We start from the raw sequence: 14,563 nt of genomic DNA on the forward strand, positions 1-14,563 counted from the left end.
ATGTTACCTAGAACCCTAATCCGACTGGGCCTGTCGCCCTAAGTACCTGAAAAGTGGCGCGCCCGGAACGATTCGAACGTCCGACCCTCAGATTCGTAGTCTGATGCTCTATCCAGCTGAGCTACGGGCGCGCAATGGAGCGGCGCTCATAGGGGTGGTTGCGGCGGGGCGCAAGCGCGCACGAACGTTGCCTCGGCGGGGCGCACGACATACGGCGAAGGCTCATGAAAACGCCTCTGCTTCTCGCCTTGCCGCTCCTCATCACGGCATGCGCCACAGCCGGCGACGGCTATCCATCGCTGCTGCCTCGACCGACGGAGCGGAACGGTTTCGACGAGCCGGCGGTCATGGCTCCGGCACCCACCGTCGCAGACCCGGCGCTGGACGCGCGGCTTCGCGAGCTGGATGCAAGGATTTCGGCGGTGGCGCACGGCTATGACGCAGACCACGCCCGCGCCGAGCGGGGTGCGGCGGCGCCAGGCGCGCGCACGGTCGGCAGCGAGGCATGGCTGACCGCGCAAACCGCGCTGGCTGCGCTGGACGACTGGCGTGCACAGGCCTCGTCGCTGGCGAGCGACCTCGAAACACTGGCGGGCGAGCGGCTCGGCACCGCGGGCACCGCGTATCCGGCGCTCGATGCGTTACAGGCACGCGCCGCGGCGGAGTCGGAGCGCGAGACGCAGGGCATTGCGGCGATCAGCGCGCGGCTGCCGACGTCCTGACATTCCCGGGCGGACGCGCGGGCGGGCGCCCGATCGTATAGCTTACGTGACGTCGTAGAGAGTCACCGTCGGGCAACGCCGGATGATCGAAATCATCACCTGCGATCCGGTGCATCCCCAATCGAACCATAACCGCCCGGCTTGCAGCGTTGGCTGGGGTCGTGATCGCATGCAGGCGGGGATACGCGGTTTGCGCCCAGGCCCAGGTGACGACCGCATTCGCCGCCTCGGTCGCAACGCCCTGCCCCTGCCAGCCGAGGTCGAGCGTCCAGCCGAGCTCGGGCAGCCCAGCAGTCGGCGTGCGATCGGGGCCGAGCTTGATCCCGCACCAGCCGATCACTTCCGGCGACTCGCGTCTTTCGATGGCCCACAAGCAGTGGCCGAGCGTCTCGAGCAGGACATTCTGCGCGGTCATCACCGCGCGCGCCGGCCGCAATCGGCGGTTCACCCAACGTCGCGACCACCCGTGGATCGGCAGCTATCCGCCTGTAGTTGCTTGCATCGTGCAAACGCCAGCGGCGCAGCCGCAACCGTTCGGTTTCCATCACGGCGAAGCGCGTATCATTACTTCGCCGCAACGGCGTGCAGTTGTTCACCGGCCGTGAATGTGGCACGTTTCAACGTACGAGTTCGTCAAACGGGGGTAAATCGAACATGCGTATTGCTTACCTGCTCGCAACAGTCGCTGTTGTCGCCGCCGCACCGGCAATCGGCCACGATCCGGATCCATCCGCGCCGTCGTTGAACGGCTCGATCACGCTGTCGTCGGGATTCGAACCGGACCCGAAGACAGTCAACGTGAGAGCGGGCGGCGTGAACAGCGCGCAGTCGCTGGGCGAGCAGTGCCGCGGCTTCGTCGCCAATCAACCCGACTTCAAGGTCACGTATAATCCGAGCGACTCCTCGTCGCTGCCGTTCATCATCTCCGTTCAGGCGGACAGCGACACGATGCTGGCCGTCAACGGGCCCAACGGCACCTGGTATTGCGATGACGACAGCGGCGGCGGCACCAACCCTGCCATCCGCTTCAACAATCCGGCGTCGGGCCGCTACGACATCTTCGTCGGCACCTACAATTCCGGCGCCAGCGCGCCGGCGCGACTGCGTATTTCCGAACTGAGCAGCTCGGTGCCCTCGGCGCGCAACTTCGACGGCGGCCGCCGCACCAGCAGCAATAGCGGCGGCGGCGGCGGTGACCGGCCGAATGTCGGGCTGAACGCCACCTATGGCGCGCGGACGCTGAACGGCGGCTTCACGCCCGATCCGTTCCGCGCCGCGGTGACGGCAGGCGGCGAGCTGGACGCCAGCACGCTGGGCGGCGCGTGCCGCGGCTGGATCGCACGGGCGCCCGACTACAAGATCACCTATAATCCCAGCTCGGGCTCGTCGCTGCCGCTGGTGGTGTCGGTCGCATCGGGTAGCGACACCATGCTCGCGATCAACGACCCCAATGGCAACTGGTATTGCGACGACGACAGCGGCGAGGGCGTCAACCCGGCGCTGCGCTTCACTCACCCGGTAAGCGGACGATACGACATCTACGTCGGCACCTATGAGCGCGGCGTGTCGCCCTCGGCGCAGCTCCGGGTGTCGGAGCTGAGCAGTTCGTCACCATCGTTCCGTGACATCAACCAGAACGGCAACAGTGCCAGCAGCGACGACGATCGCCCAGATCCTTCGGCCGCATCCTATAATGGCGAAGTGACCCTCACGACGGGTTTCACCCCCGATCCGCACACCCGCCGCGTCACGGCCGGCGGCACGATCAACGCCCACGTCGTGGGCAGTCAGTGCACCGGCTTTGTCGGTCATCAGCCCGACTACAAGGTAACTTATCGCGGCAGCGGCGCGACGAATAACAGCGGCAAGGTCGGCGGCGGCGGCCAGCTGCCGCTGCTGATCGGCGTCACGTCGAACGCCGACACGACGCTCGCAATCAACGGTCCCGACGGGCGTTGGTATTGCGACGACGACAGCGGCGAGGGCACGAACCCGCTGGTGACCTTTTCGGCGCCGCAGAGCGGACGGTACGACATCTTTGTCGGCACCTACGCCTCCGGGTCGACGGCGCCCGCGACGCTGACGGTGTCGGAGCGTCCGCGCCGCTGACCGGACAATCAGGCGGGGCGATCGATCGCGTAAACGATCATCGCCCCGTCGGGATCGCCCGCCGCCACCTTCGGGTGGCGGAAATCGAGTGCCGGCAGGCGATGCATGCCGAGCCGCTTCATCAGCCCCCAAGACCGCGTGTTGCCTGCGCTCGTCCAGGCGGCGACCCGCGGCGCATCGCTGTTCGCCCAGGCCCAGTCGATGCTCGCCGCCGCCGCCTCTCGGGCGATCCCCTGCCCCCACCAGCGTTCGCCGACCCGCCAGCCGATCTCCAGCTCGCCAAACACCGGCAGGCCGCGGTACAGGCGCTGCCATCGCACGCCGCAGATGCCGGCAAGCGTGCCGTCGTGAAGGGTCACCGCCCACATCGAACAACCGTCCGCCGTCTGGCTGGCGATCTGCTGATCGATGAGCGGATCGATGTCGGTACGCGGCTTCACGCCGCCGAAGTGCCGCATCATCGCGGGCGTGTTGACGACCGCCGCGAAGTCCGCCTTGTCCGCCTCGCGCCAGGCGCGGAGCCGCAGGCGTGGCGTGTCGATCATGCCGGCCGATCCAATGCGTAGACCATCCGCGCGCCGAGCAGATCGGCAGGATCGCAGCCGACTTCGGTAAAATCCAGATCCCGCCGCCGAGCCATGCCGAGCCGCTCCATCAACCGCCATGAGGCGACGTTCGCCGCCGTCGTCCATGCAGCGAGCAACGGTGCGGCGGTGTTCGCCCAAGTCCAAGCGATCGTCGCTTCGGCAGCCTCCCGCGCCAGGCCCGTGCGCCAATGCGCCTCCGCGATCCGCCAGCCCAGCTCGTGCAATCCCTCGACCGGTGTGCCGGGATAGTTCTGGCCGAGCCGTAATCCGCATGTCCCCACCAGCGCGGACCCGTCGCGCAGCTCCACCGCCCAGTAAGAAAATCCATCGCGCGCCTGATCGGCCAGACGCTTGCCAAGCGACGCGTCGATCGCCGCGCGGGACTTCATCCCGCCAAGATGGGCCATCATGGCTGGCGTGTTGAGCACCCGCGCGAAGGCGTCGGCGTCGTCCGGCCGGAACGGGCGCAGCAGCAGGCGCTCGGTCTGGATCACGCGCCCAGCAGCCGCGCCGCATGCGCCGCGTGGTAGGTCAGCACGCCCGAACAGCCCGCGCGCTTGAAGCCCATCAGCGTCTCCAGCACCAAGGCGTCGCGCTCCCCCGCCCCGGCCGCCGCCGACGCTTCGATCATCGCATACTCGCCCGACACCTGGTACGCGAAGACCGGGACGCCGAACCGCTCCTTCACGCGGACGACGATGTCGAGATAGGGCAGCCCGGGCTTGACCATGACGCTGTCCGCACCCTCGGCCAGATCAAGCGCCACCTCGCGCAGCGCTTCCTCGGCGTTGGCAGGGTCCATCTGGTAGGTCTTCTTGTCGCCCTTTAGCAGGCCCCGTGAGCCGACCGCGTCGCGGAACGGGCCGTAGAAGCCGCTGGCGTATTTGGCGGCATAGGCCATGATCTGGATGTTGGCGTGGCCCGCCGCCTCCAGCGCGCCTCGGATCAGCCCGACGCGCCCGTCCATCATGTCCGACGGCGCGATGATGTCCGCCCCCGCCGCAGCCTGGTTGAGCGCCTGCGCGACGAGTACCTCGGAGGTTGTGTCATTGAGCACGTAGCCGGCGCCGTCGACCAGCCCGTCATGGCCGTGCGTCGTGTACGGATCGAGTGCCACGTCGGTCAGCACGCCGACGTCGGGTACGGCATCCTTGAGCGCGCGGATGGCCCGGCACATCAGATTGTCGGGGTTGAGCGCTTCCTCGCCGCGCTCGCTCTTCCGCTCGGGGGGGGTGTTCGGGAACAGCGCCACGCATGGGATGCCCAGGTCGCGCGCCTCGCGCGCCCGCTCGACGATGCCCGCGACCGGCCAGCGCGACACGCCGGGCAGGCTCCCGATTTGCTCCTCCGCCTCGCCCGCGGTGATGAACAACGGCCAGATCAGGTCGGCCGGGGTTAGGACCGTCTCGGCATGAAGACGGCGGCTCCAGGCGCTGGCGCGGGTGCGACGGAGGCGGACGGCGGGGTAGGACGACATGGCCTCGCTTTGCGGCGGCGGAACGCGACGCGCAAGCAAGGCTAATGGACCGGCTTCAGACCGCCCGCCGGCTCCACCACCGCCGATGCCTCCTCCTCCGGCTCGGGCCGCGCCGGCACGTACAGCGCGCCCTTGCGCCAGCCGCCGTAGCGGTAGAACAGCGATCCCATCAGCAGGTTCGCCGCGAAACTCGCCGGGAAGCTCCACCACAAGGCGTCGACCCCCAGCCAAGGCCGCAGCGCGAATGCGACGCCCAGCCGCACCGGAAACGCGGCGACGAACAGGATCAGCAGCGGCCCCAGCACCGCGCCGTTCGCGCGCACGACGCCGAACAGCACCATCATCGCCCCGAACAGCACGAAACCCCACGTCGCGATCAGGCCGATCCGCTGCGCGATCGCCAGCGCCTGCGGCTGCAGGTGGAACAGCGCCAGCACCGGGCGGTCGAACACCGTCACCAGCACCACCAGCGAGCCCGTCATCGCGACGTTGTAGATCAGGCCCGCGCGCGTGATCCGTTCGACGCGGTCCCACTTGCCCGCGCCGATATTCTGCGCCGCCATCGCGCTGACCGCCGCGCCGATCGCCAGTGCCGGCATCTGGACATAGGCCCACACCTGCTGCGTGATGCCGTAGGCGGCGGTGGTCGCGACGCCCTCGCGATTGACGATACCCACCATCGTCAGCGCGGCGGCGGAGATGATGATCATCTGCGCGCCGATCGGCACGCCCTTGCCGACGATCGCGCGAACCAGCGCGCGCTCCGGCAGGATGTAGCGCAGCTCGCGCCCCTTCAGCCGGATCGGCAGGTCGCGCCAGGCGATCCAGCCGACCACGAAGGCGAGCGCGGTGGCGTTGGCGATCAGCGTCGCGAACGCCGACCCCGCGATCCCCATTCGCGGCGCCGGGCCAAGCCCGAGGATGAACACCGGGTTCAACCCCGAATCAAGCACCACGCTCAGCCCCGTCGCCAGCAGCGGCGTCACCGCGTCGCCCGTCCCGCGCAGTCCCATGCTCATCAGCACCAGCAGCATGGATGCGGGCAAGCCAAGGAAGATGACGCGCAGATAGGTGAGCGCCAGCGGCATCGCCGCGCCCGGCGTCTTCAGCACGGCGAGGATCTCGGGCGCGAATACCCAGCCGAGCACGCCGACCACGAGCGAGGCGCCCAGCACCAGCCCGATCGCGGACCCGATCGCGCGCCGCGCCGCGTCCACGTCGCGGCGGCCCCAGCTCTGCCCGACCAGGATCGTCGCCGCCATGCCGAAGCCGAACACCGCGCCGAACATGAGAAACATGATCATGTTGGCATTCGACGTCGCCGCGATCGCGTCCTGGCCCAGGAAGCGTCCGATCCAGATCGCGTTGATCGAGCCGTTCAGTGACTGGAGGACGTTCGATCCCAGCGTCGGCAGCGAAAAGGCGAGCAGCGCTGGCCCGATCGGGCCGGTGGTGAGGTCACGCTGACCGGGGCGGGCGGGCGGACGGGTGGCCATTAGACGAGGAGCCCGCCAAAGGTCACACTTGGGTCACACCAAGAGGCACACCTGTCCCTTGTCATGTCCGACCGCAGCCGCGTCCCATCTTGGCAGTGTGGAGGCAGAGTGATGAGCATGACGTCGTCTATGCCGATCCCGCCCCGTGTAGGACAGGCTTTATCCGAGACGCGCCAGCGCCGCAGCCAGCCGCGCCGCCTCCGCCGCGCGTTCGGCGTGATCTGCGCGCGCCTTCTCGACCGCCTCCGGCTTGGCGCGGCCGGTGAAGCTCGGGTTGCCGAGCCGGGCGGCAAGGCCGTCGCGCTCTTTCTCCGCCGCGGTGACGGCTTTGGCGAGGCGGGTGCGTTCGGCGGCTAGGTCGATCACCCCTTCGAGGGACAGATTGTACGTGACCTCGTCGACAACAACGGCAAAACTTCCGCCAGCGAAGTGACCCACATTGGTCAACGTCCGCAGCTCAAGGCGGGCCAGCTTGGTGATGTAGTGAAGATTTTGCCGCAGCCGCTCGTGAAAGTCGTCATCACCGCCATCAACATAGCCGCGCATCTGCGTACCAGGCGGGATGTTCAGCTCCGTTCGCGCGCTGCGCACTTCGCTCACCAGACGGATGAGCCAGTCGACTTCTGCCGCCGCCGCCGGATCGAGCGCGCGGGCGTCCGCTTGCGGCCAATTAGCCACGATCAACTCGTGCTTTCGCGCCGCCAGCGCGTGCCATAGCTCCTCGGTGATGAACGGCATGAACGGGTGGAGCACGACCAGGATCTGGTCGAGCACCCAGCCCGCCACGGCCTTCGTCTCGTCGTCGATCGCGCCCTTGATCAGCTCGAGATACCAGTCGCAGAAGCGGCTCCAGACGAACTGATAGATCGCGTTCGCCGCGGCGTCGAAGCGGTAGTCGGCGAGCGCGAGATCGACCTCCTGCACCGTCCGCACCGTCTCCGCGACGATCCACTTGTTGACCGCCAGCGTCGCCGGCGGCGGCTCCAGCGTGGTCGAGCCGCCGATGCCGTTCGCCTGCGCGAAGCGGGCCGCGTTCCACAGCTTGGTCGCGAAGTTGCGATAACCCTCGACCCGCTTCTCATCCATCTTGATGTCGCGGCCCTGACTCTCCATCGCCGCCATGAAGAAGCGCAGCGCATCGGCGCCGTAGCGGTCGATCAGCCCGAGCGGGTCGACGGTGTTGCCCTTGGACTTGGACATCTTCTGCCCGTCGGCGGCGCGGACGAGGCCGTGCAGGTAAAGCGTGCGGAACGGCACGTCGCCCATGAAATGCAGCCCCTGCATCATCATGCGCGCGTCCCAGAAAAACAGGATGTCGAAGCCGGAGACAAGTACGTCGTTGGGATAGCGGCCGCCCAAATCCTCCCCGGGACGGGGAGGTGGCAGCGCGGAGCGCTGACGGAGGGGGCTCTCCGCGAGGGACCGATTTTGCGGCGAGCCCCCTCCACCATGCTGCGCATGGTCCCCCTCCCCGTCCCGGGGAGGATTGGGCCAGCCCAGCGTCGCGAAGGGCCACAGGGCGGAGGAGAACCACGTGTCCAGCACGTCCTCGTCCTGCCGCAGCCCGACCCCCTCGCCCGCCGCCGCCTGCGCCTCCGCCGCCGTCTCCGCGACGAAGATACGGCCGTCGTCGGCAAACCACGCCGGGATGCGATGTCCCCACCAGAGCTGCCGCGACACGCACCAGGGCTGGATGTTCTCCATCCAGTTGAAGAAGGTCTTCTCCCACGTCTTGGGCACGATCCGGATGCGGCCGGACCGCACCGCCTCGATCCCAGGTTTGGCCAGCGTCGCGGCGTCGACATACCATTGGTCGGTCAGCATCGGCTCGATCACGACGTTCGAGCGGTCGCCGAACGGCTGCATGATGACCTTGTCCTCGACGCCGATCATCAGGCCCTCGGCGTCGATGTCGGCAACGACGCGCGCGCGTGCGTCGTAGCGGTCGAGCCCCCGATAGCTGTCGGGAACCAGGTTGAGCGCGTCGATCTCCGCCGCCGTCGCGGTGGCGCCCGCGGCCAACGCCTGCGCGCGTGCCTCCGTCTCGGCGTAGGGACGCCCGTCCGCGCGCATCGCGGCGACCTCATCCATCAGGCGGTACATCGGGATGCCGTGCCGCTGTGCGACCGCATAGTCGTTCTGGTCGTGCGCGCCGGTGATCTTTACCGCGCCCGAGCCGAAGGCGGGGTCGGGATAGTCGTCGGTGATGATCGGGATGAGGCGACGGTGCTCCTTCGGTCCGACCGGAATCGCGCAAAGCTTGCCGACGATCGGCGCATACCGCGCATCCGCTGGATTAACCGCGACTGCGCCGTCGCCCAGCATAGTCTCGGGCCGGGTGGTGGCGATCGCGATATAGTCGCGTTCCTCTTCCAGCACGACCGCGCCGTCGGCGTCGCGCTCGATATAAGTATAGGTTTCGCCGCCCGCGAGCGGGTATTTGAACGTCCACATGCGGCCGTTCACTTCGCGCGTCTCGACCTCAAGGTCGGAGATCGCTGTCTTGAGCCCGGGATCCCAGTTGACCAGCCGCTTGGCGCGATAAAGCAACCCCTCGCGATGCAGCTCGACGAACACCTTCAGCACCGCCTTGCTGAAGCCCGGGTCCATCGTGAACCGCTCGTTGGCCCAATCCATCGAGCAGCCGAGCCGGCGCAGCTGGCGCGTGATGTCACCACCGGACTGCGCCTTCCATTCCCAAACCCTCTCGATGAAGGCGTCGCGGGTGAAGTCGGTGCGCTTCTTCTGCTCCAGCGCCAGGTCGCGCTCGACTACCATCTGCGTCGCGATGCCGGCATGGTCGGTGCCGACCACCCACAGCGCGTCCTTGCCCTGCAGCCGTGCATGTCGCGTCAGGATGTCCTGCAGCGTGTTGTCGAGCGCATGGCCGATATGGAGCGAGCCGGTGACGTTGGGCGGCGGGTTGACGATCGTCCACGGCTCCGCGCCCGGCCGGTCGGGGCGGAACAGGCCGTTCGCCTCCCACTGCGCGTACCAGCGCGCCTCGATCGCGGCGGGGTCGAAGGTCTTGGGAAGTTCGGGCATGGCGCGGGCTGTAGCCGGTATCGGAAAGCGAGCGCTACCCTGCGGGGGTGGTCAGGCGAAGACCAGCCCGGCGCCTGTCGTCAGGGCTTGGAAATCCTTTGGCAGCCGTCCGACCTTGACCAGTCCCGCGGGCGACATGACGCCCGCAAGGCTGGGATCGCCGGAAGAGTTGTTGAATACGAAGCACTGATCAACGCGTGGTGCGAACCAGGCCAACTGCTCGAAGGAGCGGCGGCGGCGATCGACGACCTTGTCCGTCGGGGACGTCGTATCCACCTTCGCTGACCCGGCGCCTGATGCGCGCGAGCTGTAGGTCAGCGGTGTCGAGCAGGACGTAGATCATGCGTACTTCGAAACCGCGGGCCGGCGCCTGTGGTACCAGCCGCTGGTATTTGTCCGACGACCGTCTCCACGCCGATCGTCTGATACGCCGCGATCGACGTGTCGAGCCACGCCTCGCCCCGCTGAACCGCCGCCAGATTAGCTTCGCGGAGCGGCAGGCGCTCATGCTCGAGGATCGTCGCGGTGAGCAGATCGGGATTGATGATCCAGACCGAGCCGCCCCAATCCTCCAGAAGCGTCAGATTATAAAGTGAGCTCTTGCCGCTGCCGTTCGGTCCAGCGACGATCCAGAAGATCGGATACTCAGACTTGCGCGGCGTTTTGGCTGGCACGATCCCGCTTCCGCTGCTCCGCCTTGATGCGTCGCACATTGGAGCGGAACGCCGCCAGCAGATCTTCAGCCAATGTGGGGCTATCCGACTGCACCACCTTCATCTGCACGACGGAGCCGTCGCGGGCGCGCACGCGTTTGGTCGGGAGGTCGCTCGGGCGGACGTGCTTCAACTTGATCATGTTGGCCTCCGACAGTCGATATAGGCGGACCGGGGCCCAGCCCCGAGCCCCTAGTTCGTCCGCCCCGCCCCCGGCGCCACGTGCATGTCCGCCGCGGGCGCCCTTTCCGTCCAGCGATTCATCCAGCCGAGCACCTCGGCATACCATTGGCGGCTCTCCCTGGGGTGGAGCACCCAGTGGTTCTCGCCGGCGTTGACCAGGAGACGCGAGGGGATGGCGCGGCGCTGCAGCGCGGTAAAGGCGGCAAGGCCCTGCGTGTAAGGGATGCGGAAGTCGCGCTCGCCGGTGATGACCAACATCGGGGTCCTCCAGTCGGCGACGTGGCTGACGGGGTTCCAGCGCTCGAACGCGGCCGGGTCTTCGTAATAGGCCTTGCCGCCATGCTCCCACTCGTCGAACCACAGCTCCTCGGTCTCGTATGCCATCGCGCGGGCGTCGAAAACGCCGTCATGCTGAACGATGCATTTGAACCGGTCGGGCCACTGGCTCTCGATCCAGTTCATCATGTAGCCGCCATAGGATGCGCCGAGCGCGCAGGCATGGCTGCCGTCGAGCCAGGCGTAGCGGCCGGTCGCCGCCTGCAGCCCCGCCTTGAGATCGTCGAGCGGCCAGCCGCCCCAATTGTTGCGGATCGCGTCGGTGAAGGCCTGACCATAGCCCGTCGAGCCGTGGAAATCGACCGCGACCAGGCCATAGCCGGCACCCGCGAACACCCCCGGGTTCCAGCGATAGGACCAGCTGTTGTTGCTCGATCCCTGCGGGCCGCCATGGACCATGAACGCCACCGGCACGCGGCCGGTGCTGCCCGCCGGGCGGACGGCGTAGCCGTGGACGGTATCGCCGTTTGCGCCGGTGAAAGAGAAATAGGAGACGCTCGGCAGGTCGATGCCCGCCAGCTTTTCGGCGTTGACGCTGGTCAGCCGCTCCGGCGCGCCCGAGCCGGTCACCGCGAAGTAATCGTCGGGCGCGACAAGGCTGTTCATCGCTACCACCGCGCCGCGCGGGGTCACGGCCACCGCCGAGACATGCCCCTCCTGCGTCAGCCGGGTGATGCGCCCGCTCGCCGCGCCGACGCGGAACAGCGGGGTCTGCTGCACGTCGTCGGCGGTGACGAGCAGCGAGCGGCCGTCGGCGGCCCAGGCGACGCTGGCGACCGAGCGATCCCACCCCTGCGTCAGCGCGCGGACCTGGCCGGTGGCAAGGTCGCGGAGCATCAGCACCTGACGATCCGACTCATACCCCGGCCGCGCCATCGCGACATAGGCCAGTGTGCGGCCGTCGGGCGACACCGCGGGCAGCGTGTCGGTCGCTCCGTTCGCCGCGGTCAGGTTGCGCGGCGGCGTCGAGCCGTCGGCGGGTACCGCAAAGATGTCGAGGTTGGTGGACAGCGACTCGATCCGCCCCGCCTCGCGCAGCGCGAAATAGAGGGTGCGGCCGTCGGCGCTCCAGCTCAGCTCCTCGCCGCCGCCGTAGGGGCGCGACGGCGTGTCGCCGAGCAGTCGGCTCGCCACATTCACGCCATCGCCGGGCGCACCGTTGGAACCGAGCGGCAGGACGAACAGCTGCTGGCGAGTGCCGTCGTCCCACCGGTCCCAATGCCGCACAAACAGGCGATCATAGGTGCGGCCCGCGCCCGCATCCGCGACGGGCTTGACCAGCGGTGGTGCAAGCCCCGGCGCGCCGGGCAGACGATCGGCCCAGACGACGATCCGATCACCAGTCGGGGCGACCTTGAAGCCGTTGAAGCCGCCTGCAAAGCCGGACACCCTGCGTGCGGCGCCGCCGGTGACGGGGATCGCCCAGATCGCGTCGCTGCCGCCCTTGTCCGACGAGAAATAGACGGTGTCGCCGACGATCTGCGGATCGTTCTCGTTGACGTCGGGCTCGGCGGCGAGCTGCTCGGGGCGGGCTCCGCGCCGGGTCAGGTCAAGCCGCCATAGATCATAGCGCCCGCGATCATTGGCCAGGTCGGTCTCGCGCTGCGCCCAGATCAGCCAATGCCCGTCACGGCTGGCGGTTGGCGCGCCGACCCGGCTGAGCATCGTCACATCGGCGATGGTGAGCTGGCGTGCGGCGGCGGGAACCGCGACGGCAAGAACGAACAGGGTTGCGGCGAACAGGCGCTTCATGACCGCGTTAAAGCAAAACCGCCGCGGCGGGGCAACGGCGTCGGCCGGGCGTCAGCCCGGCTGGCCGGTGATCCGTTTGATCTCCTTCGCCACCATAGCCTCGACCATATCGGGAAGGTTGGCGTCAAGCCATTCGCGCAGCATCGGGCGGAGCATGTCGCGGACCAGCCCCTCCAGCGACCCGTCGCTGCCCGGTTCCGGCTTGATCATCATCCGGCTGAGCGAATCGAGTGCGCCGCGGCTGGCGGCGGCCGCCCCTTCGGAGATGATGGAGCTGGTCGCGACGGGCACGGCGGCGGGTTCCGGGGCGGCAACCGCCGGACGCGGACTGCGCAGTTCGGGTTCGGGGCGGGCAGCAGGCATGGGGTCGCGCAGCTCCAGGACTTCGCCGTCACCGGCCGCTTCGTCGATCTCGTCACTGGTCTGCGGCAATCCCGGCAGCGATGCGGCGACCGGGGTCGCAGCCAGCGTACGCACCTGACGACGGGGCCGCGCGGGGGTGCCGTCGCCCTCCTCCGCGATGATGCGTTTGATGGAGGACAGGATCTCCTCCATCGACGGTTCGGCGCTCAGGTCACCCATATCCGGTCGGCTCGCCTCAACTCTGCGCCCGTTGTCCGGTCAGTGACGGCTGGGCGCAGCGGAACCTGTGGTCAACGGGCGATTCGTGTCAACCGGCGTATCGAGCGCCGGGTCGAGCGGACGGCGCACCACCGCGGTCTGCGGCGGGGTATCGGCCGTGCGGGTCGCCACCGGCGCAGGCTCGCCGTCGCTGCCGAAGTCGCTGATGCGATGGCGCACGCGATTGTAGTTGGCGAACGGATCGTACAGCGGCCCGCCGTCCAGCCCCAGGTCGCGCGCCTCCGCCCGCCCCATCGCGGCGAGCAAGCTGAACCCGGCGACATAGGCGTCGCGCCGCGCGCTCACCAGCGTCACCTGGCTGTTCAGGAGTTCCTGCTCGGCGTTGAGGATGTCGAGGATGGTGCGCGTGCCGACGCTGTTCTCGGCGCGCACGCCCTCCAAGCTGAGCCGGTTCGCGGCCACCGCCTGTTCGGACGACTGGATCACCTCGACGCTCGACCGGTAGACGGCGAAGGACGAGCGCGCCTGCGCGACGACGGCGCGTTCAGTCTCGGTCACCGCCTCGGTCGCCTGCCCCTGCAGCGCCTCGGCGCGCCGGACCTGCGCCGCGGGGCGGCCACCCTGAAACAGCGGCAGCGACAGCGACAGGCCGAGCGTTGCGGCGGTGCCGCTCTGCCCGACACTGGTGCTGGTACCCGCCCCCAGCGAGCCGAGATAATTATAGTAGTTGCCGCCGGCGACCGCGCTCACCTGCGGCAGCCGCGCGGAGCGCGCAACGGTGACGTCATAGCGCGTCGCGTCACGCTGGCGTGCGGCGGCGATCAACGCCGGGTTGTCGGCGAGCGCGGTCTGCACCGCGACTTCGGTCGTCACCGGCAGGTTGGGCAACGGCGGCGGCTCGTCGAGAACGCCGGGCTCGGTGCCGACGATGCGGATGTAGAACTCGCGGCTGGAGATCAGCTGCGCCTCGGCCGACTGCAGCTGCGAGCGCGCGATCGACAGCCGCGCCTCCGACTGCGCCACATCGGTGCGGGTCAGGTCGCCGACCTGAAATCGGTCGCGGCTGGCGCGCAGATTGACCTCCAGCACGCGGACATTCTGCTGGTTCAGCGCCACGATCGCCTCGTCGCGGATGACGTCGAGATAGGCGGCGACGACATTGGTGAACAGCGTCGCCTCCGTGCTGCGCAGGCTTGCCTGCCCGGCCGCGACCCGCGTCTCCGCCGCGCGGACCGACCCACGCACCGCCCCGCCGCGATACAACGGCACCACCAGATTGGTGCTCGCATTCGCTTCACGCGCCGGCGAGGCGAAGCTGTTGGAGGACGACAGGACGTTTTCCGTATAGCCGCCGCTCGAGCTCAGCGACGGCAGGCCCGCGGCGCGCGCGATCGGCACCGTCTCGTCCGTCGCCCGCTGCGCAGCGCGCGCGCCGGTGATGGTCGGGTTGGTCTGGTATGCACGCAGCAGCGCATCGCGCAGGGTGTCGGCGCCGGCCGGTCCGGCAAGGGAGGCGACGCCGGCGAGCAGCAGCAGACGGAACAGCGGGCGCATAATTTCT

Annotated in this window: 14 protein-coding genes and 1 tRNA gene; 2 read left to right on the forward strand and 13 right to left on the reverse strand. The window is 68.5% G+C overall.

The window, feature by feature from the left end; all coding sequences use genetic code 11:
- Positions 1-54 precede the first annotated feature (54 nt).
- Positions 55-131 (reverse strand) — tRNA-Arg (locus ACP2AD_RS10665).
- Positions 132-347: 216 nt separating this feature from the next.
- Here ACP2AD_RS10665 and ACP2AD_RS10670 point away from each other — a divergent pair.
- Complete coding sequence (locus tag ACP2AD_RS10670) at positions 348-722, forward strand: hypothetical protein (protein ID WP_425230036.1); 375 nt, start codon at positions 348-350, stop codon at positions 720-722.
- On the opposite strand, the gene ACP2AD_RS10675 is transcribed toward ACP2AD_RS10670, so the two are convergent.
- Positions 697-1,137: a GNAT family N-acetyltransferase gene (locus tag ACP2AD_RS10675; protein WP_425230037.1), complete on the reverse strand. Its 441-nt coding sequence runs from the start codon at positions 1,135-1,137 to the stop codon at positions 697-699. The genes ACP2AD_RS10670 and ACP2AD_RS10675 overlap by 26 nt on opposite strands.
- A 398-nt stretch (positions 1,138-1,535) precedes the next feature.
- Here ACP2AD_RS10675 and ACP2AD_RS10680 point away from each other — a divergent pair, with 398 nt between their 5' ends.
- Positions 1,536-2,831, forward strand: a complete 1,296-nt coding sequence (locus ACP2AD_RS10680; protein WP_425230038.1) for a hypothetical protein — start codon at positions 1,536-1,538, stop codon at positions 2,829-2,831.
- An 8-nt stretch (positions 2,832-2,839) separates the two neighbouring features.
- On the opposite strand, the gene ACP2AD_RS10685 is transcribed toward ACP2AD_RS10680, so the two are convergent.
- The 11 genes from ACP2AD_RS10685 to ACP2AD_RS10735 all read right to left on the reverse strand — a co-directional run bounded on the left by ACP2AD_RS10685 (position 2,840) and on the right by ACP2AD_RS10735 (position 14,556).
- The gene (locus tag ACP2AD_RS10685) at positions 2,840-3,376 is read right to left on the reverse strand and encodes a GNAT family N-acetyltransferase (protein WP_425230039.1); all 537 of its coding nucleotides are present in this window, start codon (positions 3,374-3,376) and stop codon (positions 2,840-2,842) included.
- On the reverse strand, positions 3,373-3,912 hold the full coding sequence (locus tag ACP2AD_RS10690) for a GNAT family N-acetyltransferase (protein ID WP_425230040.1): 540 nt from the start codon (positions 3,910-3,912) through the stop codon (positions 3,373-3,375). The genes ACP2AD_RS10685 and ACP2AD_RS10690 overlap by 4 nt, the downstream gene beginning before the upstream one ends.
- Positions 3,909-4,895: a porphobilinogen synthase gene (hemB, locus tag ACP2AD_RS10695; RefSeq protein ID WP_425230041.1), complete on the reverse strand. Its 987-nt coding sequence runs from the start codon at positions 4,893-4,895 to the stop codon at positions 3,909-3,911. The genes ACP2AD_RS10690 and hemB overlap by 4 nt, the downstream gene beginning before the upstream one ends.
- 41 nt (positions 4,896-4,936) lie before the next feature.
- Positions 4,937-6,391, reverse strand: a complete 1,455-nt coding sequence (locus ACP2AD_RS10700) for an MATE family efflux transporter (protein WP_425230042.1) — start codon at positions 6,389-6,391, stop codon at positions 4,937-4,939.
- A gap of 159 nt (positions 6,392-6,550) precedes the next feature.
- Positions 6,551-9,436: a valine--tRNA ligase gene (locus ACP2AD_RS10705; protein WP_425230043.1), complete on the reverse strand. Its 2,886-nt coding sequence runs from the start codon at positions 9,434-9,436 to the stop codon at positions 6,551-6,553.
- 51 nt (positions 9,437-9,487) lie between these two features.
- Complete coding sequence (locus ACP2AD_RS10710; RefSeq protein ID WP_425230044.1) at positions 9,488-9,712, reverse strand: hypothetical protein; 225 nt, start codon at positions 9,710-9,712, stop codon at positions 9,488-9,490.
- 38 nt (positions 9,713-9,750) lie between these two features.
- A complete protein-coding gene (locus tag ACP2AD_RS10715) occupies positions 9,751-10,110 on the reverse strand; it encodes a hypothetical protein (RefSeq protein WP_425230045.1) in 360 nt (119 codons plus the stop codon).
- Positions 10,082-10,291: a hypothetical protein gene (locus ACP2AD_RS10720; RefSeq protein WP_425230046.1), complete on the reverse strand. Its 210-nt coding sequence runs from the start codon at positions 10,289-10,291 to the stop codon at positions 10,082-10,084. The genes ACP2AD_RS10715 and ACP2AD_RS10720 overlap by 29 nt, the downstream gene beginning before the upstream one ends.
- Positions 10,292-10,341: 50 nt before the next feature.
- Positions 10,342-12,420 carry a prolyl oligopeptidase family serine peptidase gene (locus tag ACP2AD_RS10725; RefSeq protein WP_425230047.1) on the reverse strand — a complete coding sequence of 693 codons (2,079 nt, stop codon included), beginning with the start codon at positions 12,418-12,420 and terminating at the stop codon, positions 10,342-10,344.
- A gap of 51 nt (positions 12,421-12,471) precedes the next feature.
- Positions 12,472-13,002, reverse strand: a complete 531-nt coding sequence (locus tag ACP2AD_RS10730; RefSeq protein WP_425230048.1) for a DUF2497 domain-containing protein — start codon at positions 13,000-13,002, stop codon at positions 12,472-12,474.
- 39 nt (positions 13,003-13,041) lie between these two features.
- The gene (locus ACP2AD_RS10735) at positions 13,042-14,556 is read right to left on the reverse strand and encodes a TolC family outer membrane protein (protein WP_425230049.1); all 1,515 of its coding nucleotides are present in this window, start codon (positions 14,554-14,556) and stop codon (positions 13,042-13,044) included.
- Between the last annotated feature and the right edge of the window lie 7 nt (positions 14,557-14,563).

The organism is Sphingomonas sp. (genome assembly GCF_965248875.1).
Classification (GTDB): Bacteria; Pseudomonadota; Alphaproteobacteria; order Sphingomonadales; family Sphingomonadaceae; genus Sphingomonas.

Coding starts and splice junctions, on each gene's coding strand:
- ACP2AD_RS10670 (WP_425230036.1), top strand. CDS start 348: ATGGCTCCGGCACCCACCGTCGCAGACCCGGCGCTGGACGCGCGGCTT.
- ACP2AD_RS10675 (WP_425230037.1), bottom strand. CDS start 1,137: ATGACCGCGCAGAATGTCCTGCTCGAGACGCTCGGCCACTGCTTGTGG.
- ACP2AD_RS10685 (WP_425230039.1), bottom strand. CDS start 3,376: ATGATCGACACGCCACGCCTGCGGCTCCGCGCCTGGCGCGAGGCGGAC.
- hemB (WP_425230041.1), bottom strand. CDS start 4,895: ATGTCGTCCTACCCCGCCGTCCGCCTCCGTCGCACCCGCGCCAGCGCC.
- ACP2AD_RS10700 (WP_425230042.1), bottom strand. CDS start 6,391: ATGGCCACCCGTCCGCCCGCCCGCCCCGGTCAGCGTGACCTCACCACC.
- ACP2AD_RS10705 (WP_425230043.1), bottom strand. CDS start 9,436: ATGCCCGAACTTCCCAAGACCTTCGACCCCGCCGCGATCGAGGCGCGC.
- ACP2AD_RS10720 (WP_425230046.1), bottom strand. CDS start 10,291: ATGATCAAGTTGAAGCACGTCCGCCCGAGCGACCTCCCGACCAAACGC.
- ACP2AD_RS10725 (WP_425230047.1), bottom strand. CDS start 12,420: ATGAAGCGCCTGTTCGCCGCAACCCTGTTCGTTCTTGCCGTCGCGGTT.
- ACP2AD_RS10730 (WP_425230048.1), bottom strand. CDS start 13,002: ATGGGTGACCTGAGCGCCGAACCGTCGATGGAGGAGATCCTGTCCTCC.
- ACP2AD_RS10735 (WP_425230049.1), bottom strand. CDS start 14,556: ATGCGCCCGCTGTTCCGTCTGCTGCTGCTCGCCGGCGTCGCCTCCCTT.